The organism is Rhizobium sp. NZLR11 (assembly GCF_019685115.1).
In the GTDB taxonomy this organism is placed as follows: Bacteria; Pseudomonadota; Alphaproteobacteria; order Rhizobiales; family Rhizobiaceae; genus Rhizobium.
Genome location: NZ_JABDWD010000038.1, coordinates 1 through 21,330, shown reverse-complemented (window position 1 = coordinate 21,330; position 21,330 = coordinate 1). Strand labels below are relative to the sequence as shown.

Sequence of the window (21,330 nt, the reverse complement as noted above, 5' to 3'; positions counted from 1 at the left end):
CGAAAAACTCTCCGCCGAGCGTCTTTTCAGACGCGCGAGAGAGCTTACTCCGCCGCCGTCCCGATGACACCACGCCTGATCTGATCGGCCTCGATCGACTCGAAAAGAGCCCGGAAATTACCTTCGCCGAAACCTTCGTCGCCCTTGCGTTGGATGAATTCGAAGAAGATCGGGCCGATGACGGTTTTGGAGAAAATCTGCAGCAGGATTTTCGTCATGCCGCCATTCACCACGCCTTCGCCATCGATGAGGATGCCGTGTTTCTTCATGCGTTCGATGGGTTCGCTGTGGCCGTTCACGCGTTCATAGGACATGTCGTAATAGGTCTCCGGAGGACCCGGCATGAAGCGCAACCCGTTGTCGGCAAGCCGGTCGGTGGCGCCGTAAATATCCTCGGTGCCGACGGCGATGTGCTGGATGCCCTCGCCCCGGTACTTCTTCAGATATTCCTCGATCTGGCTGGTGTCGTCCTTCGATTCGTTCAGCGGAATGCGGATCTTGCCGCAGGGCGAGGTGATGGCGCGGCTCACCAGACCGGTGATGCGGCCGTCAATATCGAAGAAGTGGATCTGCTTGAAATTGAACAGCTCGCGGTAGAAATCCCACCACTTGTCCATGTTGCCGCGGAAGACGTTGTGGGTCAGGTGGTCGAGATAATAGAAACCGATCCCCTCGGGGCGCGGGTTGCGCTCGCCCAGCCAATCGAATTCAGCATCGTAAGCCGATCCCTTGGCGCCATAGGTTTCGACGAAATAGAGCAGCGAGCCGCCAATGCCTGTAATGGCCGGGACGTCGAGTAGCTTGTCATCACCTTCATAGGGAACGGCGCCTTTCGACAACGCGTGGTCGAAAGCGTGTTTGGCGTCGACGACACGCCAGGCCATCGATGCGGCGCAGGGACCATGTTGCTCGACAAAGCGGGCGGCATGGCTGCCGGGCTCGGCATTGACGACATAGTTGATGTCGCCCTGCCGCCAGACGGTGATGTCCTTGGTCTTGTGCCTGGCAACGGCGACATAGCCCATGCGTGTGAAGAGCTCGCTGAGCTTTTCGGGTTCGGGATGCGCGAACTCGACGAATTCGAAGCCGTCGGTGCCGGCCGGGTTGTCGGCGGTGATTTCGGATGGCGGTGCATCATGCGGGAAAGGACCCATTTTCTCCTCCTGATTAGATGGGAGTTTGACTGCGCAAAGTGTGGCCCAAAACGCGTGCAAAATCCTTGCATTCTTCATGCCATGAGAAGATATTATGCACGGTTCGTGAGCGTTTTGGAGATTTTACGCAATGGATGAACAGCTCGACAAACTGGATTTGCGCCTACTACAGGAACTGCAAAAGGACGGCAGGCTGACGAACAACGAGCTCGGCGATCGCATCGCGCTTTCCCCGTCGCAATGCTCGCGCCGGCGGACGAGACTGGAGGCCGAGGGCTATATTCGCAGCTATCGGGCTTACCTTGACCGGGAAAAACTGGGGCTGGATATGCTGGTGGTCATTTCCGTGACGCTTGCCACCCACAACAGAGACAATGCCCAGCGATTTTCCCAGCTGATCAACGGGCTGCCGGAGGTTCTCGAAGCCTATGCACTGACCGGGGAGATGGACTATCACCTGAAGGTCGCGACCCGCGGGCTCGCCGACCTCTCCAAATTCGTCAACGACGTTCTGTTGCCGCACGAGTCTGTGCAGCACGTGAAGACCTCGATCGTGCTCGATACGCTGAAGACCTTCGAGGGCTTTCCGGTGCGCATGCCCGGCAGCTGGCACGGCGACAGCGCGCGATGATCTCCCATTGTCACCGATCAACGACTTATTTGGCGATAAGCGTCAAAGCGGCAGTTCGGTCGAGAATTTCAGCTCGCGCAGCACGAAGCTCGAGACCACCGTGCGCACATGCGGGTTGCGCATGAGGTAGCGGGTCATGAAAGCTTCGTAGCTTTCCACGTCCCTCGCCCGGATCTTGAGCATGTAATCGAAAGCGCCTGACAAGGCGTAACACTCCATGATCTCCGGCCGCTCCAGCACCACCGAAGCGAAAGAGGCCACCGCCTCTTCGTGATGATCCTCCAGGGTGACATGGGCGATCACGCAGAGTTTGAGATCAAGTTTGCCGGGATCGAGCAGCGTCACGCGCTTGCGGATGACGCCGTCGGCTTCCAGTTCCTGGATCTTCCGCCAGGCCGAGCTCTGCGACATGCCGGCCTTCTCAGCCAGATCTGCCAGCGACAGGCTGCCGTCGGCCTGGATGAGCTGCAGAAGGGTGCGGCGAAAGTTCCCAGTTTCTTTCATTTTCTGCCCAACACTCGGGAAAATCTGCCACCATTATGGCAAGAGCCAAGATGAAAGAAAAGAAAATCCGCCAAAGCTGGAGGATAATGGCAGGAATATCGTCATGCTCCGGGAGGATCAGCCTATGACCAAGGAAAGCAGCTACACCGCCAAACTGCCAGGCCCGGACGGCCTCTATGACTACACAGCCGAGGAAGATGCGATCTGGGGCGAACTCTACCGGCGCCAGATGAAAATGCTGGCCGATACCGCCTGCCAGGAATATCTCGACGGCGTCAAACTGCTGGGCCTCAAGCCGGAGAAGGTGCCGCAGCTTCTCGATGTGAGCCGACGCCTGAACGACACCACCGGCTTCGGGGTCGAAGGCGTGCCGGCGCTCATTCCGCCCTCGCGCTTTTACGAGCTTCTGTCGCAAGGCAAATTCCCGCTCGCAACCTTCCTGCGCCGTCGCGAGCATATCGACTATATCGAGGAACCGGACCTGTTCCACGAGGTCTTTGGTCACTGCCCGCTGCTGACCAACCAGAGTTATGCCAATTTCGTCCGGCATTTCGGCGAAACCGCCGTCCGCCTCGGCAAAGGTTATTCCTGGCATCTGTTCCGGATCTTCTGGTTCACGGTCGAATTCGGCCTGATTAACACGCCGCAAGGCCGCCGCTGCTTCGGCGCAGGCATCGTCTCATCGCCAAGCGAGGCGAAGGCGGCAACGGAGGGTATGGCCTGCGAATTTCGGCCGTTCGATCTGCTGAGCGTGCTGAGAACCCCCTACCGTATCGATATCCTCCAGCCGATCTACTACGTCATCGACAGCTTCGCCGATCTGGAGGCGATCATAGAGCAGGATATCGAGGCTACGATCCTCAAGGCGAAATCGCTCGGTGATTTCGCCCCCGCTTTCGAGGCCAAGGCTTCGTAAGCGCTGAAGCGGTGGGGAAGAGCGTGGGATCGCAGCATGCTGCGTGTCACTTCGGAGCGGCTGAACTTCGATTGACGAAGTCGACCAGGACACCCGGCTTGACCATGGCGGCCAGCTCTTCGACGTCCCAGTTCGTCAGCCGAACGCAACCATGCGAGCCAACCTTGTCGATGAGCTTCGGCTCAGGTGTCCCGTGTATTCCATAGGTCGGCTCCGTCAGGTCGATCCAGACGGTTCCGACCGGGCCGTTCGGCCCTTTCGGAATGGTCAGGACCTTGTCGTTCTTTCCCTGCTTGAAGTTCAGCTTCGGGTCATAGCGGTAGACCGGCATCCTCGCGACGCCCTTGACCTTGTGCTTGCCCGACGGCGCCGGATTGTCTTCGCTTCCAATCGTCGCCGGGTAGACTGCAAGCAGTGCTCCGTCCTCGGCATAGGCCAGTACCTGCCCGGTCTTCCTGTCAGCTTCAATCCTCTTGACCTTGCCTTCCCTTGGGGGACCAGGATTCACGACCCACACCGTGTCGCCAGGAGCGAACTGCGAAGCCGGGTTGAGCGCGTTCACAAGATCGATACCCATATGAAACCGCTCGGATAGCTTCTCCGCAACGCTGGTATATCCCAAGCTCTGCATCTTTGCCTTCTCGCCGTAATCCTCGGGGATCCGGTCAACGAGACCCTTGGCATCCTCTGGCGAGACGACATAGCTCTCGACGATCGGGGCAACGCCTTCCAAGCGGGAAACGACCTCTGCATCCGGCCTGCCATCGACAGGAAGGCCGTTCATCGCCTCGAAACCGGCGACCGCCTTGTTGACGTTCTCGCCGGCGAGCCCGTCGATGACGCCAGGAGACGCGCCGGCGCGGTCGAGCAGGACCTGAAGGCGGATGATCGCCGGGTCCGGATCTTCGGACGAGCGCTTGTCTGCTTTGATGGAAGCAATCGAAGCGGCGTTGATTGCATCGGGCTTGAGTTCCCCCGCGGCGGCATCGCCAACGGAGATGACCAAAGCGAGCAGCGATATCGGCAGGGCTGTTTTCATAAACGACAAATGACCATCGCCGAAACTTGTTCCATCGAGCAAAGCTACTCGGACTTTAGGCTTAGTCGCTTCAAGTCCTTCTCCAGATCACAGCGTCTTCGCACGGCTCTTGGCTTCGCGCGATCTTGCCGCGTGACGGGCGGGCCTGAGTTCCTCGATCGTCGGCAGCCACCACTTAGCGTCCTGAAGCGGCGGCATTTTCGCGGGCCAGGTGCGGACGAGTTCTTCGAGTGTGGGCACCCGCCAATATCCCCAGACCTGATCGTCGGTTCCGCGGGGATAGAGGTCCGCCACGACAGCCGGGTCGGCGAGTTCGCCGGTGACCTCCGTAAAGACGACGATCCCATACGAGATCGCGACGGGTCTCCCGATCGGCGGCAGGTCGTCGCCGGGAAGCGGGTAACGACGGCGCTTACGTTCCGCGGAGCGGAGCCTGCTGCGGAGATCCAGCGCGGTCCCCTTCCGCTCCTCGGCTCGACGTCGTCTCTCCTCCGGCTCGTTTCTTCGGGCCGCCGCTTCGATATCCGGCCATCTGCGCCTGAGTTCCTCATAGGATCGGCAGGGAACGTGCCATATCTTGAGATCGCCGTCCCACCGGGAGAAGGGCACTTCGCGCAACTCGTCGACGGCGGTCTTCGAGTATGGCGTGCGGATTCGAAAGCCTGCCTTGCCAAGCTCGAGGTATGGACTATCGATCGGATCGAAGGCGAAGGCATCGCGTCCCTTCGCATCCGCATGGGCGTCGGCTTCGGCCTCCTGCTCGGCAAGCCATCGTCCGATGCGACGGGAGGCAGTCCGGCCGGGAACGAACCAGGCCTTGCGGGCGTCGCTCCAGCGGGCACGGGGGAAGCGTCGTCGAAATTGCTCGACGGTCATCCTGTCGTAAGGAAAGGAAACGTCAGCGCCGGGCTTGGGGTCGTCATCGCCGGACGGCGCGTCGTCACGATCAGCCGGGGATTTCGTTTCGGTCATGGAAGGAGAACGTTTGCGCCAAGGGATCGGTTTCCCGGGGGCGACACCAACCCCTCAATTTTCAATCAACAAGAACGACGACTGCTCGACACGGACGCGGGCAATTCCCCCTCAGTGAATTGTCTTCAATCGCTGGTCCGCATGCGAAATATCATGCAGCGTTGCCATAAGCTTTTCGAACTCGCTCAAGACACGATTGAACTCGCCGTCCGGCATGCCCGTGATTTCCGATATGGTCGACGAAACCGAGGCGATGAGCGTGTCGATCCAGACGCAACGGTCGGCCGGCACGTTGCCGAGAACCTCCTGCCGATGCGTCTTCAGCTCCCGCAGAATGCGGATGATAAGGGCTCCCCGGTCCGCCCTGCTCAAGGACCGCAGCCTTATCTGCGCCCTCTGAATTTCCGTTATCAGCGTCGTCGCCATCCCCTGCTCCCCGACCCTCAACACAACCGATATCACAACCGTAGCGTTTGCAACACGGACTTTGGTCCTACTGCGGCTCGACACCGTGATGATCAATTACTCGTCGCCACGAGGACCGGCGCGTCGCAGGTGCGCCGCGGGCCGTCCCATGGTTGATATGTATTGTCTTCCGGTCGATACGACTTGTAGCGAGCGGAGCACCAAGCCGTCTTCGCATTCACTTTGGTGCCCGCACCTTGATCGGCCTCGGCGATATCAGGCTGGTACGACGAAGAGCAGGCGCGGATCTCACCGCTATAGGATCGATAGGTGTTGGTCGCAGGATCGAAGGAGCGGTAACGTTGCGCGCACCAGGCGAGGTGCTCGGCCGAAAATTTTGGCAGCTGTGCCAGGCGCTCAGTTGACGGGCCAGCGGATTCCGGCTTCGTCGTTGCCGTCATGATGGCCGGCGCCTCGGTGACATAGCTGGAATAGAGAGGCGCAATCCGTTCATAACGCTGCAGTCGAGGGTCCACTTTCACCGGTTGCGTCGTCCAGAGATCGGGCGCCGCAAGATCCTGGAAGGCATGAGGCTCGGAATCCGCCACGACGTGGGAGGCAACGGATGCGGCGGCTATGCAGGCCCCGACGGAGCTGACGATTCCAAAGGCGACAGATGCCAGCGCGTTCATTGGCCCCCCCCCTGCTGTTGCGCCTGCGGAACCCAGACGCGGCCGGCAGTGCTGCCATGTCGTCCGCCGGTGACGACAAGCATGGCGAGGATGCCGGCGATCGCCAGCAGGATCGCTATCAGCGGCAGGGCCAGACCTGCGGATTTCTCTTCGGAATAGATCATGTTCCTCTCCTCGGCCCCGGCGGCGGCGCTCTCCGCCGGGCACCGGCTGTCACGCACAACCCCGCAATCGGAACCGATTTTCGGAAAGGATTATGCGCAGATTGAAAGTGATAGAGCGTCCTTAGCGCGTGCTATTGGACGCGCGGCGCTCTATGTCGAGATGATGTAGACGATCGTGAATGCAGAAGGGTCGACGATGACGATCCGGCCATCGGCGAGGAGGAAGAAACGGTAGGCCTTATACTGCGGCACGATCTCGATTATGCGCGGCGGCAGCGGCTCGAGCCTGATCTTCTTCGGGATGGTCGTACCGACCGAGACCGTGAAATCCGTCTCACGAACCGGCTCGACATGAACTTCCTTCACAACAGTACGGATTTCCGTCTGCTGCTCGACCGAGATGTTGACGTTGGTCGTGTTGTTCGTCTCGATCTTGGTGGTGTTTTTGGTGTTGCTGTCGACCGACGTGTTGTTGTTGCCGACGTTCATCTTGCTGTTGGACTGGGTCTCGGCCGAACCGCCGGAAGACTTCGCGGCATCGCCGGGTTTTTGAGTTTCGCCGGAGCCGGTCGAGGTGCCGGTCGATGTCCCGGTATCTTGGCTGCCGGCCGGCTTCTGGCTTTCGGTCGAAGACTGTCCCGACTTGGGCGTCGTCGAGCTATCGGAGCTTCCGGACTGCGTCTTGGTGCCGGGCTCGGTTGCCGTCTGGCCGGAGGATCCATCGGTGGTGGTTCCCGAGGATGCCCCCGATGAGCTTCGGTCGGAGCCCGAAGGCTGCTGCGTGCCTTGGCCAGTGGAACCACCTGCGCCACCAGAGGCGGCACCGCCCGCATCCGGCCGCTTGGTCGCACCGTCGCTGGACTGGCCGTTTTGGGTCGCACCCTTCTTGGGAAGAATCGGCGCATCCTGCGCCGAGGCGGAAATGATGCCAACCGGCGAAACGCCGATCGCGAGTGCCGTCATCAGGACGGCGAGTGTCTTGCTCTTCATAATAATTCTCTTTGCTTTTTCGGCCGCACGACGACGCTGCCGTCGACCGTGCGGCTGATCTAAACGATGATTTCCGAAGTTAAGACGCGGTAGCGGCCGCGTGGAGGATCAGGTCACTTGATGACCTGGATCACCTTGCGGGAGGACGGTTCGACGATGACACGTTCATCATTGACCACGGCGTAGGCATAGGTCGGATCATCCGGAATAGGCGTCACGACGACCGTTTCCGGCAGCGGCTGTCCGACGACAACCTTCTCCTTTACGACTACGCGCGCCGACGGTGCCGGAGCCTCGCGAACGTAGGCGACGACCTTTTGCGGCGGCGGATCGATCGCGGTGCCAACGATGGCGCCGGTAACACCGCCGACAGCAGCGCCAACGGGACCACCGACAATCGCTCCGGTGACTGCGCCGCCGGCCGCACCATTGACGGTCGAGGACTGGGCGAATGCGACGCCGGACATGAGGGTCGCGGCAGTTGCCGCACAGACGATAAGCTTGGAGAGCATATTTTCCTCCTTCTGTTTTGAAGCGATCTTAATGACCGCTGCCAAACCAACTAGCTGGAGGCGGGGTCGTTCCCCACCCCGGACCTCAGTCTGATCGATCCCGGCCTTTGGTCCCAAATCCATGTCAATGTCCGTTGCCGGCGCTACTTGCAGATCGAAGGGCCCCGTATTTCCGGGCATAGGCAGGAGACTGAAGGAGATGGCACGATCCAACCGCAGGGAGGCGGGACGCAGGCGCCTGGCAATGCGCCTGCCCGAGATGCGGAAGCTGATCATGGAAGCCCGCGACCCGCTGCAGCTCGAACTCTTCGAGGCCTACCAGATGGCTGTCGAAGCGCGCGATGCCGTTCGCAGACAAGGGTTCAACTCCCACCGAGTGCGGGAGTATGATGAGGTCTGCGTCGAGATTGAGCGCCACGTCATCAGCGCCATGCACGAAGCTCCCTATACGACCGCGCAGAAGGCCGGAGAGCCGTCATAGCTCGAAGGCGTTTGGCGGTCCCGCTTGGACGATCCGGGTGATTGGCGCGCCAGCCTGGGCCGAGGGCGCTACCGAGCGCGGCCGGCGACGACCAACGCGCTCATGCCGCCGCTAGGACAGGCTCCGTGCCGTGCTTCCACTCGCTCAGCCACCTCGTCGACGATCTCGGATATCCGCTCCGGCGCCCGCCATTCAATCTCTCCCCGGAGCAGCGTGCCCTGGCAGAAGGCGGCTGCGACGTCGTGCGCGCTGGCCGCGACGGATGTCAATTCGAGCCGATCGCAGGTAATCGCCTCAAAGCCGGCGGAGGACATCTGCGCCTTGATAGAGCCGGGGTCGAAGTAGGAGTATGGCAAGCGCCTGAGAAAATCCGGCGGATCGGATGGGAATAGGCTTGCCAGGCATTCATCCACGGATCTGGCGAAGTCGTTGGCCGAAAGTGCATCCCACGTCGAGAACAGAAAACGGCCTTTGCTGCGCAACACTCTTTCCGCCTCGCCATAGGCCTTCACCTTATCGGGAAAGAACATCGCGCCGAACTGGCAGATGACGAGATCGAACATCTCGGGCGCGAAGGGGAGGTTTTGGGCATCGGCGTGCATCCAGTGGGTCCGCGACATCGTCACCGATGGTGCGCCGATGTCCATCATTGCCTGGTTGAGGTCGGTGGCAACGATTTCCGTTGGCGGATCAAGCGTCATGCGCAGCGCGCGTGTCAAGGCGCCCGTCCCCGCCGCGAGCTCGAGAACGCTGCCAGGTTTCGACCGGTCGGCGGCGATCGCCATCTCCGCCGCATAGGGCTCGAAAAGAATCGGCACAAGGAGGGTCTGGTAAAGCTCGGCCACACCTTCATCGAATGGTGCGGGAGAACTGGCAAATGCGGCGCGGGCGCCGTTTTCGATGTCGGCAGAAATTGTCACTCGCAGATCTCCAAAACCCGGACCATTCAGTGCTGAAATATGACTGAATCTACTGACGTCCACGGGGGCAGGACCTAGGTCCCAGGTCTGTCAGACCGAAGTCCCGGGGGTGGAACGCGGACAGGACCGCGCCGTTTCGAAGAGGTGAAGGAGATCCAGATATGGCCCAGAGTAACAGATCCCGCGTCAATGACGCCTGCAATGTGTCCGTCATCGCCCTTGTCGTCGTTCTCGCTGCGCTTCTCTACGTCTTTGGCGCCGCCATGTCTGGAGACTCGCTCCAGTTGACCAAAAGCATAAGGGGCGCCGAAATCTTCGATACCAGGGATCTACCCTGACGCTGTCTGGAAAAATTTTGAGGAAGCGATAGGTTAGTCGGCAAGTCTCTTACCGGTATCAAAATGATTTGGCTTCGCCGCTGGAATGCCCGCTCACTCGCCTCCCAGTTCTTCATCGCGGGTGGGCTCATATCGATCGCCGCCATGTTCCTGGTTGGCATTCTCGTCACCCACCTCATAGAGGAGGCGGTCATCCACAACTCCGGTGCTGCGACGGCGCTCTACGTGGACAGCGTGGTCGCGCCGCTGCTTCCCGACATGCAAAAAGCAATACCGCTCGACGAAGGCAGCGCTCAGGCTCTGGACGAGACGCTTGGTCAGGGCGCGCTCGGCAGGCGTCTTGTTTCGTTCAAGCTGTGGCGAAGCGACGGAACTATCCTCTATTCGAATGAGAAGGAGCTGGTGGGCAAGAAGTTTGCGGTAAACGGCAAGCTTCGAAACGCGTTCGCAGGGTCTCTCGTCGCCCGCTACGAGGTCGCAAGCGATCCGGAAAGCGACAAGGAGCGCGCGCTCGGCAGGCCGCTCATGGAAATCTACAATCCTGTGCTCCAGCCATGGTCCGGACAGGCGGTCGCCGTCATCGAGTTCTACGAGACGGCAGAAGGATTAGGCGACAGTCTGGCGCATGCCAGGCTCCGCAGTTGGGGCGCCGTCGCCGCCCTGACAGCAGTCTTTTTCCTTGTTCTCTCCGTTCTGGTCTTTCGGGGCAGCCGCACGATAGAGGCGCAACGCAAGGATCTCAAAGAACGGGTCAATGAACTGTCGGCACTTTTGGAGGAGAATCGCGGGCTCCAGCGGCGGCTGCAGCGCGCCTCCCAGCGGGCGGCGGCGCTCAACGAAACCTATCTACGCAGCATCGGTGCCGATCTGCACGACGGGCCGGCCCAGCACATTGCTTATGCCTCACTGCGGCTGGACAGCGATCTGTTGATCAATGCGTCGACCCAGCCCGAAACGCGTGAAAAGGAACTCGCCTGGATACGCTCGAGCCTTGCAGAGGCGATGACCGAGATCCGCAATATTTGCAGCGGCCTGGTGCTACCGCAAATCGAGAAATCCTCGATCGCCGAGATCGTCGCGCGGGTGGTCGAAGCACACCAGCGCAAGACCGAAACCCATGTCGAAACAATCATCGACGACAATGGACCCGAACCCGCTCCTGCCGTAAAGATCTGCATCTATCGCTTCGTTCAGGAAGCGTTGAACAATGCGTATCGCCATGGCGGCGGCGTACAGCAGGCCGTAAGAGCCGTCTCGCGCAATGGTGATGTTCACGTCGAGGTCAGCGACCGCGGCGATGGCTTCGATCCGACCGAGGTGAGGCCTACGAGCCTCGGCCTTGTCGGACTTCGCGAACGCATCGACAGCCTCGGAGGATCCTTCGACGTCAAGACAGGCGAAGGAGGCACGACGGTGACCATGACCTTCGAGCCTATGGAAATGGGAGACTAGGGATGACATCAATCACTATCGGCGTCGTGGACGACCATCCGCTTTTTCGCGAGGGCGTTACGCGCAGCCTCTCGGAGATCAGCAACTTTGCCGTCGTTGGCGAAGGTGCCAGCAGCAATGATGCAGTGATGATCGCTGCCACCAGCCATCCCGACATCATGCTTCTCGATGTCTCGATGCCCGGTGGCGGACTGTCGGCGATCGGCGATGTGCTGACGCGTAGCCCGACAACGAAAGTGCTGATGCTGACGGTATCGGAGGAGGTGGACACGCTGCTGGCAGCCCTTCAACAGGGCGCGATGGGCTATGTTCTCAAAGGTGTCGGATCGCGTGGTCTCGTCGAAGCCATCCAGACGGTGCTGAGTGGCTCACGGTATATCTCGCCGACAATGTCGACGAAGGTCATGGAGAATTCGCTGCATGGCAGCGCACCCGATAAGAACAGTCTGACGCCACGAGAACGCGAGGTGATGGATCTGGTCTCTCAAGGCCTGTCAAACAAACATATCGGCTTGCGTCTCAACCTTCAGGAAAAGACGGTGAAGCACCATATGACACAGATTCTGAGCAAGCTCGGCGTCACGAACAGGACTGAAGCGGCTCTCCAATGGCGCGAACGGCGCTAGAGCATGCTGCCGAAAAGGGTGAGCGGGTTTTCCGACGACCTCATGTCCTGACTCAGCAACAGAACAGGCGCTGCCCGCACCACCCACTTTGCGGCTCCTTAGCGAAGGTAGCGGCCTAACCGGCTGGCATCATTTGCAGTCGCTTGCCGGCTTATGATCGTTCTGCCTTTTCCGTCCTTCATGACGTAACGGCCACGCCGCAGGGTTTCGGTAATGCCGTTTGCATGGCGGACGTCGATCGAACCATCGGAAGCTTCGATCGCTCTCGCCCCCGATTCTTGTGAGGTCCCTTTGGCAGAGGAAGAGGATCCGGCACTATTGCTGGAGCTTCCACCGGCACTATTCCCGGAACCGCCGTTCCCGTTCCCGTTGCCGCTCCCTCCCCCGTTGCCGTTCCCGTTGCCGCCGCCGTTACCGTTGCCGCCGCCGTTACCGTTTCCTCCCCCGTTGCCATTCCCTCCCCCGTTGCCGTTGCCATTGCCGCCGCCATTCCCGTTGTTGCCGTCCTTAGCCTGCGCGCTTTCGACCGCCAGAACGGGAAGGGAGCCGCCAAGGTTCAATGTCACCGGCGATGCAACAGCGACGAGGGCTGCGGCCGTGCTGCCGCCCCACCTCAGAAAATCGCGTTTCGAGAGAGTCATCCTATATAGCCTCGTTCGTCCGTTCTCCGCCGTTTCCTACGCGGAATAGGCGCATGACAATTTTCGCTGTTCCGAAGATCAAATGCAACCGGACCTAAGGTACTAGAAAGGGCAGGACTTTAGTCCGGCTTACCCATAGCCAAGTCCACGAGCAAGGAATTCCGAACGATCATTGCGAGAGATAGACTGCGCCGCGCGCCATTCGTGACCTTCGCCGCCTCGTTGATGTATTGCCGCATGAGGGAGAATGCATTTTTCTGGAACTTCTTTCCGCGCCGCCGATTTGATTGTCGAAGAGCAACAGAGGAAACAGTGATGGCAAACCCGAACGAATCCCCCGCAGTCCAGTCCATGCGAAAAGAACAGGCAGAGCAGCGGAAGCAGGCCCAAAAAGGCGAGCTCGACAGAGGTATCGAGGGCACCTTTCCGGCCTCCGACCCAGTGTCTGCTACCCATACCTCAATTCCTGCCGGCCGCAGCGACGTCGAGGCGGCTGAGCGGGTGAAACGAGAGCCCGATCCCACCAGGCTCGACGAGGCATTTCCGTTCGTCGATCAGGCCCTGCGCTCGACCGGCGAAACCGGCGGCTCTTCCGCGGGCGTCGATGCCGATCGAGGGGAAATGCGGACGCTTCAGAAAGACGCAAGTCGAGTGGCGGAAACCGCTTCGGAACTGGCTTCAGGAACAGCGCGCCTGGCGAAGGCGGAAGCGAGCAGCTTCGTCCACGAGATCGAGAATCGGATACGCCGGCAGCCGCTGACCGCAGTGGCGATCGTCGCCGGCATAGCCTTCGTCTTCGGTGCGACGCGTTGAGGAGCCAGCCTAAAGCGCGTCGCATCAAATTTGATTCATGCGGCGCGCTTTAGTCCTTTGTTTTTATGCATGTCGTTATCCCGGAACCGCTGCGCCCTTCTGGGCGACATGCATTAGCTTCCCGGAAGTCTTGTGAAAATCGCAACCTACAATGTCAACGGAATCAATGGACGGCTGCCGATCCTGTTGCGCTGGCTGAAGGAGGACGCCCCTGATGTCGTCTGCCTCCAGGAGCTTAAGACAGACGACGCCAGGTTTCCGCGAAAGGAAATCGAACGATCCGGCTACGGCGCCGTCTGGCACGGACAAAAATCCTGGAACGGCGTTGCCATCCTGGCGAAGGGCAAGACACCGATCCTGACCCGGCGCGGACTTCCCGGCGACCCCGATGACACACACAGCCGCTATATCGAAGCCGTCATCGACGGCGTCGTGATCGGATGCCTGTATCTGCCGAACGGCAATCCCTTCCCCAGCGTCAAGTTCGATTATAAACTCCGCTGGTTCCGCCGCCTGCGCGAATACGCCGCCGAACTCCTCGAACTCGAAGTGCCTTCGATCCTCGCCGGCGACTTCAACGTCATGCCGACGGAGATCGACGTCTACAAACCCGAACGCTGGCTGGACGACGCCCTATTCAGGCCCGAAGTCCGCAAGGCCTATGCCAATCTCGTCGCCCAGGGCTGGACCGACGCCGTCCGGCATCTGCATCCGGAAGAGCGCATCTACACCTTCTGGAAATACTGGCGGAACAGCTTCGAACGCGATGCGGGGCTGCGGATCGACCACTTCCTGCTCAGCCCGGCCGTCGCGCCATGGCTGCGATCGGCGACCGTCCGGAAAAACCCGCGAGGCTGGGAGCATACCAGCGATCACGCACCCGTCATGATCGAGCTCGTTGTTCCCGCCGCCGAAGCCGTGTGAGCCGAGATGCCGTCGATCGCAGGCGCAGCAAGGAACCTACGATGCCGGCTGGAGTTAGCTCGCAAAGGAGATTGACCTATGCCCACGAATTCCATCCCCAATTCCGCAAAGCTTCCGCCGAAGCCGTTGAACGAGGATACCCAGGACGAACTGCCGGAAACCAATATCGACGAACAGCGAAAGCCTCCCATCAATATAGGCAGCAGCCGCGAGGCGGGCGACGGTGTCACCGACGCCGACCCAGAGACAGGCCGCGCTAGTCCGAAGGATCGCATCCCTGCCCCGCAGTTCTCCAATCGGAAGTGACTGCTATGGCAGAAAGCAAGAATTACCTGAACTCCGACGAGATCCAGGCTGACGACCAGCTGTCGCCGAAGCCGATCGAAGGAAAGGATCCGCCAAGGCACGTGCGCAAAAGCGAGGAAGCGGTCGCCGAAGGCTCTGACGACACCGGGCGCGTGCGGGTTCCGCCCCCGGTCGCCAATCCCGATTGATCGCCCGCCGGGAGGCGGTTCCGATCATCGTCAACTCATTCATTCGCGCCCAGATCATAAATGCGGCCAGTCAGCCAGGCTGGCCAGTCTCGCTCGAAGAAGGACTTGGCGTTTTCATCCACAGCGCGGTTCGGGCGCGTCGAAAGCTTGATCTCATCGCCCTCGAGCCGAACGACGATCTGCTCATCCCGATGCGCTTCGCGTTCCCTACGGAAGCGATATTGTTCTAACAGACCTGCGCTCGCATGCGGAATGGATTCGCCTTGCGGATCACATATCGCTCGCGCTCCGCGGCTGCCGCCTCCCCTTCGTATGAAGAAATCAAGCGCGCTGAGCACCGCTTCGGAGGCGAGCGCCATATGCCGCCATTGCACGCCTCGGACCGCCTCGGCTGCGCGACCGTAGGCGACGCCATCAGCGCGAATTTCAGCACTCAGCTTCCGAGCCTCGATCAAGGCCTCGCCGACGCTCTGCTCATCGCAGATGATGCCGGCCTTCTCGCTCATTCGCGACTGCACTGCTGAGCGAATCGATTTGACGGTGAGCGGGCTTTCAGTCCGAAGGGCGGAAAGCAGATCGGCAACACCTGCCTCGGCGATACCTGATTTATCCCCTGTGGCGGGCCGCTTCGCTCTACCGCTCGCGCCGATGTGCTCGGCCACCCGGGTGCCGAAGACTTGCCCGGCATTGAGCGCCGCTCCTCCCGGCCTCGTCACCCCATGGGTACCCGCCGCTTCTCCGACAGCATAACAGCCGGCAAGATTGCTGCGGCCCCAGGTGTCGACCATGATGCCGCCATTCATGTGCTGGTTGTTGACGGCGAATTCCAGCGGCTCGGCGGCGATGTCGATCTTGTAGCGGCGGTAGAGCTCGATCGCGAGCGGGTTCATGTGCTTCAAGCGATCGATCGGCACGTCTTGGCCAGCGCCGGCCTTGCCGAGATAGAGGCGGACGTCGTCGTCCAGCCTTTCGAGGCTGAACGGCAGGTCGCCTGGTACCGGCAGGGGATTGCGATTGAAGTCCATGAAGACACGCCGCCCGGCGGCGGTTTCGCTTGATATCGCGAGATCCACCAGGCTCGAGCCGAAGTCCAGCATGCGCGTCGCATGAAATGGCCACTGGTAGCCCTTGCGGAAGACATTCGACGCCAGCTCTTGCGTCGTGCGGTAATATTGCGCCAGGAAGTGGTGCACGGTGCCTTCCGCATCGACCGAGTAGATATGCGGGATCGCCTGGACGTAAGTGCCCGACAGATTCCACGGAAAACCTTCCCGGCGCGTTCCGATGCCGAACTGGCTCTCTGTGAGGTTGACGAGTTCGACACCTGCCTCGAGCGCCAGTCCGAGGGAACCGAAACAGCCGTTGGGATAAACGCTGTCGCGATAGAGTTCTCCAGGCCCGCCAGCCGCCAGCACGATCACTCCACTGACGAACAACGCAATGCCGAGCGGGTTCTGCCCTGTGCGGTCACTGGCGCGCATGGCCAGTATGCCGACGACGTGGCGGTCCGCCCCTTCGCCTTCGGTGAGGATTTTGACGGCGGTGGTCTGGTTATAGAACGGCACGTCGAGCCGGATCGCCTCTTCAGCCAGCACCTTGACCATCAAGCGCGAGGTGCGCGGACCGCAGCTGGTGGCGCGGCCGACGTCGTCGTGGTCAGTCTGGTATCTCAAAGTTCCGCCGAGCGGATCCTGCGGCAGCGGCAGGCCGAGGAACTGCAGCGACGCCATCATCCGGGATGAGCCGACAGCCTCGACATAGGCCGTATCCTCGTCCATTGCGCCGCCGCTGCGGACGGCACGGGCCATCGCCTTGTAATTGTCGCCCTGATCCGCCGTGTTTGCCGTGTGAAGGGTCTGCTTGTCCGATCCCGAACAGGCCGAGGTTCCGCCCCAGGCGCTCTGGCTGACGATGACGACGTCATCGCCGCGCCGCTTCATTTCCACCGCGGCGCGCAGACCTGCAGCACCGGATCCGACGACGACGCAGCCGGCTCGGTAGACCGGCAGCTCGACGCCGGCGAGCCGGACCGCTTCCGATGAGGAAGCCTCGGGTGGAAGGCGCGGCATGTCGACATCGGTCAGTGCGTCAAGAATTTCCTGCGGAACAGCTCTGGTCATTGGCATTCAGCCCAACGGGATGTCGACCCAGCGCTTCTGCCGGGAGGACTCCATGCATGCATCGACGATCTGGCAGATGTGGTGGCCCGTATCGAATGTCGGCCACATCGGCTTGTTTGCAACGATCGAACGGATGACCTCGGCCACCTCGATGATCTTGCTTTCATTGTAGCCGATGCCGAAATTCGGCAGAGGAAGGAAAGCCTTGAAGGTGGGATTTTCCGGCCCGACGTCGATCTCCCGGAAGCCGCGCCGCGCCGTCCGGTCGTCGTTGGAATAGAAGCGCAGCCGGTTTATCTCGTCATAGGTATAGGCGATGCTGCCTTTCGTTCCGTAGACCTCGTAGGTCTGCATGAACTTGCGGCCGGTCGCGACACGGCTGAAATCGACGATCCCGCCGGCGCCGTTGGCAAACCGGCACAGCAGGTTGGTCGCGTCGGGGTTGGTAATATCAGCCCAGGCCTCGTTGCCGATGAGCTTCACCTGCTCGCCATAGGCAAGGTCCTCGACGACGGGCCGGCGCGGCGTCACGATGAAATTGTCAGCGATCAGGGAACTGACGCGGCCGACCAGGAAATCCATGAAGCTGAAAATGTGCGAGCCGGTGTCGCCGACGATCCCGGTTGGCGCCAGCTTTCCATCGGCGCGCCACATGAAGGGGGCGTTCGGATCGCCAAACATGTCGACGTGCTGGCAGCCGCGGAACAGCTTGATCTCGCCGATTTCGCCGGATTGAATGATGTCTTTCGCCAGATCATGGACGGGGTTTCTGGGAAAGGCGTGCCCGACACGGGTAATGACACCCTTCTCCCTGGCGATGTCTGCCAGTTCCCGAGCCTCGTCGGCGGTGTTTGCCAGTGGCTTTTCGCAGTAGACATGCTTGCCGGCCAGCAGGGCCGCCTTGGCCACAGGATAATGAAGGTGGTCAGGCAGGCAGATATCGATCAGATCGACTTCAGGATCGGCGATCGCCAGTTTCCAGTCTTGATAGATCCGCGCACCCGGCGCCCTGCTGCCGAGATCCTCGACTGCGTCAGGATTGCGATCGACAAGCGCCACGATCCGCGCCGTCCCGTCCGAGACGCCGAAGAAATGCGCAAAGGTCTGATAGGCCATCGTGTGGATCTTTCCCATCCAGCCCGAGGCGCCAAGCACTGCAACTCTCACTTCGACCATTGTCATTACTCCTTAGCGGATTTCGGCGCGGGCCCGAGGTCTAGTGTCGTTGCGTTCGTAGGCGAAGATCGCCGACGGCAGCGCTGACAGGCCCCGGATGAGGTCCGATCCTTTTTCCCCGACCATGATTGTCGGTGCATTGGTATTGCAGGACGGCACGCGCGGCATGACCGAGGAATCGCAGACGCGGAGACCTTCAAGACCATGGACCTTGAGATCGAGCCCGACGACCGCATCCGGCCCCGTTCCCATCTTGCAGGTGCCCACGGGATGATGGTCGGTCTTGGCGTTGGCGCAGCCGTAGTCGAAGAGCTGCTCGTCGGTCATGACTTTCGGCCCGGGAAGCCTTTCGGCCATGACAAAGGGCTTCAGCGCCGCCTGCTGCATGATCTCTCGGGCGAGCTTGAGCCCCTCCAGGGACATCGCCCTGTCGTGAGGATCGGACCAGTAGTTGGGATCGATCAGGGGAGCAGCAGCCGGATCGGAGGATGACAGACGCACCGTCCCGCGCGAGCGCGGATGCAGATAGGCGGAATTGAGCGTCACGCCGGCGTTCTTGAGCCGCTCGACGCCCGCTTCGATACCCGAACCCAAACCGAGGTGGAACTGGATATCAGGAGACCGAGCGTCGGGATCGGCATACCAGAAGCCGCCGGTCTCGAAGAGCGACGAGGCAACCGGACCGCTGCGGAACAGGGCATATTGAAGACCGGCCCAAAGCGTGCGGTGAAGTTTTGCGACGCCGTCATAGGTATGATCGCCGGTGCACTCGGCGATGACGAAAAGGTCGAGGTGATCCTGAAGATTGCCGCCGACGCCGGGCAGATCGTGGAGCACCTTGACGCCCGCAGACCTTAGGTGATCGGCCGGTCCTATGCCGGACTGCAAAAGCAGCTTCGGCGATCCGATCGCGCCGGAGGAGATCAGCACTTCACGCTCGGCGCGGACGATTTCCGAGCCGCGCGCGGTGGCGATCTCGACGCCTGTCGCACGCGCTCCCTCGACGATAATCCGCGCGACGCGGGCGCCCGTCCGAACCGTCAGGTTCTTCCGATCCTTGATCGGCGAGAGGTAAGCAAGCGAAGCGGAGGACCGGCGGCGATCGCGCTGGGTGAGTTGGTAAAATCCGACGCCCGCCTGCTGGCGGCCGTTGAAGTCATAATTATAGGGAATACCGAGCTCCTGCCCGGCGCGAATATAGGCGTCACAGATCGGCAACGGCGCCGCCGGCATCGAAACACCAAGCGGACCGCCATAGGCGTGGTAGTCGTCGGCGAAGCGCTGATTGTCCTCCGCACGTTTGAAATAGGGAAGGATCGAGCGATAGTCCCAGCCCTCGCAGCCGTCTTCACTCGCCCAAAGATCATAATCTGCAGCGTTTCCGCGCGTATAGAGCTGTGCGTTGATCGATGAGCCGCCACCGATGACCTTTGCCTGCGTATAGCGTAGCACCCGGCCCTTCATGTGTTTCTGAGGAACGGTTTCCCAGCCCCAGCTGGCCACACCTTTGGTCATCTTGGCGAAGCCGGCCGGCATGTGAAAAAGAGGATTCCAGTCGCCTCCCCCCGCTTCGAGCAGGAGGACGCTGATATCCGGATCTTCGCTCAGCCGGCTCGCAAGCACGCATCCTGCAGGACCGGCACCGGTGATGATGTAGTCGAATCCCATTTTTACTGTCCTGTTTGAACCCGGCTGACGCCAATGGATCTGCTCATGCCTGCAAGTCCGTCGATGCGATGTGATCTGCAACTCTCAGCGCCTGGCTGGCGACGGTGAGCGCGGGATTGACGGCAGCCGACGTCGGCAGGAAACCGGCGTCGACGACGAAGAGGTTTTCGTGATCATAAGAACGGCAGTAAGGATCCAGCGGCGCCGTCGCGGGATCGTTTCCGATGCGGACCGTTCCGCACTGATGGGAAGGCGTGCGCTTGTCGAAGGGTCTCGACAGCACGATCGGAAATCCGATCGACTTCAGGATCGCCTTCAGCCTGGCGACAAGTGCCAGATGCGCATCCCAGTTGGTTCGTTGCCACTGGAGAATGATCCGATCTCCATCGACCATGACGCGACTTTCGGGATTGGGAACGTCCTCGCTCATCGCGTAGAAATCGATGGCTTGGCTGGTGATGAAACGCAGGACCCATTCCGGCGCCCTTGGCAGCGAACCCTTCAGAACCTTTTCGGAGATCCGGCCGAGGAGCTGCACGTTGCCGAGCGGCGGTCCACCCTTCCCGTCCGAGAGATAGAAGTCGTTGAAGGCAAAGGTCTTCTGGTAGACGGAGGTGTTCCGGAACCGTGGCGAGACGCCGATGACGGCGGAGGCGTTGTGGTTCATGAAATTGCGCCCCACCTGGTCGGAGGAGTTCGCCAGGCCTCCTGGGAAGCGGTCGTTTTTCGAGCGAAGCAGAAGCACCGACGACTGAACCGCACCGGCCGAAAGGATCAGGATCTTCGGCGAAACCGTCAGCGTCTCGCCGTTCCTGACATAGGTGACCCGGTCGATCCGGCTCCCCGCTGCGGTATCGAGCCTCGTCACGCGCGCATTGATTTCGAGCCGCACGTTCTCATGGCTTAACGCTACCGCAAGCGCTGCTGTCTCGGCATCCATCTTGCCGTCCCGTGCATTCGGATGCGCATCCCAGGGCGTGCGTGCCTTGGAAAGCCAGGCGTCGAGGTCCAGGCCGAGCGGCAGGGAAAACGGGTGCAGGCCCTTTTCCTTGAGGCGCGCCCTGACATCGGCGATCGGCGCCTCGTCCGGCACGGGTGGGTAGCCGTAGGCAGTCGAGTGATAAGGCTCGGTAGGGTCTTCGCCGAGGTTGCCGCGAACCTGGTACATCCTTTCCGCCTTAGCGTACCACGGCTCCAACTCCTCATAGGCAAACGGCCAGGCCGGCGACACGCCTTCCCGATGCTCGATCACGCCGAAATCCTCTTTGCGATAGCGCGACAAAACGGCGCCATAGAATTTCGAATTGCCACCGACATTGTAATAGTTGCCGGGATTGAAGCCTTTGCCGTTTGCCTCGTACCAGGTTTCCTTCGGCCGGAAATGTCCCCGCTGGAAGATGGCGCGCTGGTCGCGATTGACAGGAAGATCGGCGATGTGATCGCCGGCTTCGAGGATCAATATCCGCGCGCCGGTCGCAGCCAGGCCGGCGGCGACGGTGGAGCCGCCGACGCCTGAACCGATGATGACGATGTCTGGTGAACTGTTCATATCAGCGCCTGGCCGTCATATAATCCGCACCTGGCTGTCCGGATCGAAGAACACGGCCTTGTCGAGATTGAAGGCAAGGCGAGTTGTCTGTCCCGGAGCGATGCCGGCATCGGCGCGCAGGCGGGCGACGACGGATTTGCCGCCGAGCT

Annotated in this window: 25 protein-coding genes and 1 pseudogene; 10 read left to right on the top strand and 16 right to left on the bottom strand. The window is 60.8% G+C overall.

Annotated features, from left to right (window positions below; translation table 11 throughout):
• Positions 1–44: 44 nt before the first annotated feature.
• On the bottom strand, positions 45–1,154 hold the full coding sequence (gene hppD / locus HJB83_RS32910) for a 4-hydroxyphenylpyruvate dioxygenase (protein ID WP_207583891.1): 1,110 nt from the start codon (positions 1,152–1,154) through the stop codon (positions 45–47).
• 130 nt (positions 1,155–1,284) lie between these two features.
• On the opposite strand from hppD, the gene HJB83_RS32905 reads away from it, so the two are divergent.
• Positions 1,285–1,785 (top strand): Lrp/AsnC family transcriptional regulator, encoded by a 501-nt coding sequence (locus tag HJB83_RS32905; RefSeq protein WP_209885195.1) that lies wholly within the window; start codon positions 1,285–1,287, stop codon positions 1,783–1,785.
• A gap of 42 nt (positions 1,786–1,827) precedes the next feature.
• Here the strand turns inward: HJB83_RS32905 and HJB83_RS32900 are convergent, their stop codons facing one another.
• A complete protein-coding gene (locus HJB83_RS32900; protein ID WP_064838158.1) occupies positions 1,828–2,289 on the bottom strand; it encodes an Lrp/AsnC family transcriptional regulator in 462 nt (153 codons plus the stop codon).
• Between the two features lie 124 nt (positions 2,290–2,413).
• Here HJB83_RS32900 and HJB83_RS32895 point away from each other — a divergent pair, with 124 nt between their 5' ends.
• Positions 2,414–3,205 carry a phenylalanine 4-monooxygenase gene (locus HJB83_RS32895; RefSeq protein WP_207583888.1) on the top strand — a complete coding sequence of 264 codons (792 nt, stop codon included), beginning with the start codon at positions 2,414–2,416 and terminating at the stop codon, positions 3,203–3,205.
• Positions 3,206–3,251: 46 nt separating this feature from the next.
• On the opposite strand, the gene HJB83_RS32890 is transcribed toward HJB83_RS32895, so the two are convergent.
• From HJB83_RS32890 to HJB83_RS32860, 7 genes are all read right to left on the bottom strand, one after another.
• The gene (locus tag HJB83_RS32890) at positions 3,252–4,253 is read right to left on the bottom strand and encodes a L,D-transpeptidase family protein (protein ID WP_207583887.1); all 1,002 of its coding nucleotides are present in this window, start codon (positions 4,251–4,253) and stop codon (positions 3,252–3,254) included.
• 78 nt (positions 4,254–4,331) lie between these two features.
• The gene (locus tag HJB83_RS32885; RefSeq protein ID WP_207583886.1) at positions 4,332–5,216 is read right to left on the bottom strand and encodes a hypothetical protein; all 885 of its coding nucleotides are present in this window, start codon (positions 5,214–5,216) and stop codon (positions 4,332–4,334) included.
• Between the two features lie 111 nt (positions 5,217–5,327).
• Positions 5,328–5,642 carry a hypothetical protein gene (locus HJB83_RS32880; protein WP_207583885.1) on the bottom strand — a complete coding sequence of 105 codons (315 nt, stop codon included), beginning with the start codon at positions 5,640–5,642 and terminating at the stop codon, positions 5,328–5,330.
• Between the two features lie 92 nt (positions 5,643–5,734).
• On the bottom strand, positions 5,735–6,313 hold the full coding sequence (locus tag HJB83_RS32875; protein ID WP_221132685.1) for a BA14K family protein: 579 nt from the start codon (positions 6,311–6,313) through the stop codon (positions 5,735–5,737).
• Complete coding sequence (locus tag HJB83_RS32870) at positions 6,310–6,477, bottom strand: hypothetical protein (RefSeq protein ID WP_221132686.1); 168 nt, start codon at positions 6,475–6,477, stop codon at positions 6,310–6,312. The genes HJB83_RS32875 and HJB83_RS32870 overlap by 4 nt, the downstream gene beginning before the upstream one ends.
• A gap of 150 nt (positions 6,478–6,627) precedes the next feature.
• Complete coding sequence (locus HJB83_RS32865) at positions 6,628–7,467, bottom strand: DUF1236 domain-containing protein (protein WP_221132687.1); 840 nt, start codon at positions 7,465–7,467, stop codon at positions 6,628–6,630.
• Between the two features lie 113 nt (positions 7,468–7,580).
• On the bottom strand, positions 7,581–7,979 hold the full coding sequence (locus HJB83_RS32860) for a DUF1236 domain-containing protein (RefSeq protein ID WP_221132688.1): 399 nt from the start codon (positions 7,977–7,979) through the stop codon (positions 7,581–7,583).
• Between the two features lie 199 nt (positions 7,980–8,178).
• Between HJB83_RS32860 and HJB83_RS32855 the strand changes: the two genes are divergently transcribed.
• Positions 8,179–8,460 carry a hypothetical protein gene (locus HJB83_RS32855; RefSeq protein ID WP_207583880.1) on the top strand — a complete coding sequence of 94 codons (282 nt, stop codon included), beginning with the start codon at positions 8,179–8,181 and terminating at the stop codon, positions 8,458–8,460.
• Positions 8,461–8,528: 68 nt separating this feature from the next.
• Here HJB83_RS32855 and HJB83_RS32850 read toward each other — a convergent pair whose 3' ends face one another.
• Positions 8,529–9,380 carry a methyltransferase domain-containing protein gene (locus HJB83_RS32850; protein ID WP_221132689.1) on the bottom strand — a complete coding sequence of 284 codons (852 nt, stop codon included), beginning with the start codon at positions 9,378–9,380 and terminating at the stop codon, positions 8,529–8,531.
• 161 nt (positions 9,381–9,541) lie between these two features.
• Here HJB83_RS32850 and HJB83_RS32845 point away from each other — a divergent pair, with 161 nt between their 5' ends.
• The 3 genes from HJB83_RS32845 to HJB83_RS32835 all read left to right on the top strand — a co-directional run bounded on the left by HJB83_RS32845 (position 9,542) and on the right by HJB83_RS32835 (position 11,796).
• On the top strand, positions 9,542–9,718 hold the full coding sequence (locus tag HJB83_RS32845) for a hypothetical protein (protein WP_207583878.1): 177 nt from the start codon (positions 9,542–9,544) through the stop codon (positions 9,716–9,718).
• A 63-nt stretch (positions 9,719–9,781) separates the two neighbouring features.
• Positions 9,782–11,170, top strand: coding sequence for a sensor histidine kinase (locus HJB83_RS32840; RefSeq protein WP_207583877.1), 1,389 nt, complete (start codon positions 9,782–9,784; stop codon positions 11,168–11,170).
• A gap of 2 nt (positions 11,171–11,172) precedes the next feature.
• On the top strand, positions 11,173–11,796 hold the full coding sequence (locus HJB83_RS32835; RefSeq protein WP_207583876.1) for a response regulator transcription factor: 624 nt from the start codon (positions 11,173–11,175) through the stop codon (positions 11,794–11,796).
• Positions 11,797–11,894: 98 nt separating this feature from the next.
• Here HJB83_RS32835 and HJB83_RS32830 read toward each other — a convergent pair whose 3' ends face one another.
• Positions 11,895–12,437, bottom strand: coding sequence for a hypothetical protein (locus tag HJB83_RS32830; RefSeq protein WP_221116284.1), 543 nt, complete (start codon positions 12,435–12,437; stop codon positions 11,895–11,897).
• A 315-nt stretch (positions 12,438–12,752) separates the two neighbouring features.
• Between HJB83_RS32830 and HJB83_RS32825 the strand changes: the two genes are divergently transcribed.
• From HJB83_RS32825 to HJB83_RS32810, 4 genes are all read left to right on the top strand, one after another.
• The gene (locus HJB83_RS32825; RefSeq protein WP_207584294.1) at positions 12,753–13,250 is read left to right on the top strand and encodes a hypothetical protein; all 498 of its coding nucleotides are present in this window, start codon (positions 12,753–12,755) and stop codon (positions 13,248–13,250) included.
• A 132-nt stretch (positions 13,251–13,382) separates the two neighbouring features.
• Positions 13,383–14,174 (top strand): exodeoxyribonuclease III, encoded by a 792-nt coding sequence (gene xth, locus HJB83_RS32820; protein ID WP_207583874.1) that lies wholly within the window; start codon positions 13,383–13,385, stop codon positions 14,172–14,174.
• Between the two features lie 78 nt (positions 14,175–14,252).
• On the top strand, positions 14,253–14,480 hold the full coding sequence (locus HJB83_RS32815; protein ID WP_221132690.1) for a hypothetical protein: 228 nt from the start codon (positions 14,253–14,255) through the stop codon (positions 14,478–14,480).
• Between the two features lie 5 nt (positions 14,481–14,485).
• Positions 14,486–14,668, top strand: a complete 183-nt coding sequence (locus HJB83_RS32810; RefSeq protein ID WP_221116282.1) for a hypothetical protein — start codon at positions 14,486–14,488, stop codon at positions 14,666–14,668.
• 35 nt (positions 14,669–14,703) lie between these two features.
• On the opposite strand, the gene HJB83_RS32805 is transcribed toward HJB83_RS32810, so the two are convergent.
• The 5 genes and pseudogenes from HJB83_RS32805 to HJB83_RS32785 form a co-directional block, all read right to left on the bottom strand.
• A complete protein-coding gene (locus HJB83_RS32805; protein WP_221132691.1) occupies positions 14,704–16,788 on the bottom strand; it encodes an FAD-binding protein in 2,085 nt (694 codons plus the stop codon).
• A 6-nt stretch (positions 16,789–16,794) separates the two neighbouring features.
• Entirely contained in the window at positions 16,795–17,964 is a 1,170-nt protein-coding gene (locus HJB83_RS32800) for a Gfo/Idh/MocA family protein (protein ID WP_207583871.1), read from the bottom strand.
• Positions 17,965–17,976: 12 nt separating this feature from the next.
• Entirely contained in the window at positions 17,977–19,632 is a 1,656-nt protein-coding gene (locus tag HJB83_RS32795; RefSeq protein WP_207583870.1) for a GMC family oxidoreductase, read from the bottom strand.
• Between the two features lie 43 nt (positions 19,633–19,675).
• On the bottom strand, positions 19,676–21,181 hold the full coding sequence (locus HJB83_RS32790; protein ID WP_221116280.1) for a GMC oxidoreductase: 1,506 nt from the start codon (positions 21,179–21,181) through the stop codon (positions 19,676–19,678).
• A gap of 15 nt (positions 21,182–21,196) precedes the next feature.
• Positions 21,197–21,330: pseudogene (locus tag HJB83_RS32785) on the bottom strand (sugar ABC transporter ATP-binding protein); the annotation flags it as partial.